Raw genomic sequence first — 1,960 nt, forward strand, 5'->3', positions numbered from 1 at the left:
AAGCCGGCCGTCATCGTTATCAAGGTGACATACTGTGGCGCGGTAGCGACGGTGAAACTGCCCCTACTACCTTTGCCGATGCGGTTTACCGTATAGCGCAATCAGTGCCTGAGGTCAGTGGCGAACGTCTCGACCGCTTTGCATCACGTGTTAGCCAGTCTGACGCCTATGTACAGCGAGCAGAAGCACATTGGCAACACAGGTTCGCTGACCGCTGGCCACAGCGTTTTATCGAATCGGAGCAGTCTCTGACCGGCGGTCATAGCATGCACCCTGTCCCCAAGAGCAATGAACCACTGACGCCCGAACAGCAAGAGGCGTATCTACCCGAATTTGCGCAGTCATTTGCGATTGAATGGTTTGCGGTTGCGCCGGGGCAATGGACAGGTGAAGGGGTTRACCATGATGTACGCGACACCTTGCAGTCGCTGTTTGTAGATAGCGTGGGCTTAACCCATGCGGCCAATTTGCCACGAGGCTGGCTTCCCTTGCCCATGCATCCTTTACAGGCGCAAGCGTGGCGTGACAGTGACGACGCACACACACTCAAAAACAGCGTGATTGATTTAGCCTTGACCAGTAGCGGCTGGCTGGCCACCTCATCGTCACGCGCCATCTATCATCCCGACCATCAGTGGATGTTAAAAGTCTCTCTGCCTGTCAAGCTCACTAACTCGGTACGACTATTAACCGCCACTGAAGCCAAGCGTGGTACCTTACTGAGTAAAATGCTCAACGCAGCCCCCGGAAAAACGCTGCAGCAGCGAACCCCCACGACGACCTTTATCGAGGAGCCGGTCTGGTGCACCATTTTGTCCGAGCAAGGTGAGCCTTTATCACTACCTTTGGTGAGCTTGCGCGACAATATTTTCGCCCACCAAGCCGATCAAGATGTCCACCTGCTCGCCAGTATCAACCAGCCACATGGGCAAGGCAGCCAAATTGGCGCACTGATCGCGCAAGCCGCACAACATCATCAATGGACACAGCACGACGCCGCACATCATTGGTTAGCCGCCTTCTTGGAACATATTTTGTATCCCCTGTGTTTGGCGCGCAGCGATTATGGCATCTTGCTACTGGCCCACCAGCAAAATATCTTGCTGCGTACCGCGCACGGTTTGCCTAATGCCATGATGTACAGAGACTGCCAAGGTATTTGGGTCACCGACCCGGCCCCGACGCTGTTCCCCGACGCATTCAGTGAGGGGTTACCAAGCTGTTACGTCCCCGCCGACAAGGTTGATCCGTATCTGAGTTACTATCTGATTGGTAATACGCTAATCAATACACTTTCCGCGATCAGCGAAGCCACCGGTGTCACGGAGCAACGTTTGTGGCAGGTCTGCCGTCAAGCTTTCGCAACTTGGCGAGCGAGCCATCCTGTGGATAGCCGCCTGTATGACTATCTTCTCGACTCGCCGACCCTACACTGGAAACGGAACTTCCACACTTTCCTCGCCGATCACAACGAAGCGACACTGGCCGATCCCAGTCAAATTTACACGGATATCGATAACCCATTTTATGGTGATAACGCACTGGGCTCATGGATATTTAAACCGGTCAATCTTGATCGCACCGTGGGACTTCGCAGCCACTTGCTCGACGCGTCTTATCACCTCATCGACGTGATGGAGCATGGTCAAGCCAAAGCGACCTTCGTACTGCACCAACCGGACAATGACACCGCGACACTAACCACGCGCTATTGCAATGATGAATCACTCTGGTGGTCGGCCGTTGAACACGCCTTTTATCAGCATCAGTGCCAAGCACTGCATGCCAGTGATTACCCTCACGCTCTGCAATCAGTCGTCTCCCCCGGCACTCCACTGACGCTGTCGCAGTTTAAACAGCACTGCCCGATTTGGCACCAAGCTCAGGCCCCCTCCAATGAGGGATACCAAACCGCAGACAACGGCTTAACCCACCCAACGCGGCCTGAAAAGCCACAAGG

1 protein-coding gene is annotated in these 1,960 nt (G+C 54.6%); it reads left to right on the top strand.

Annotated elements, in window-relative coordinates:
* On the top strand, positions 1-1,960 hold a 1,960-nt coding region (locus BZG83_RS16340), incomplete at both ends, for an IucA/IucC family protein (RefSeq protein WP_077482125.1).

This window comes from Salinivibrio sp. PR919 (assembly GCF_001995355.1).
In the GTDB taxonomy this organism is placed as follows: Bacteria; Pseudomonadota; Gammaproteobacteria; order Enterobacterales; family Vibrionaceae; genus Salinivibrio; species Salinivibrio proteolyticus.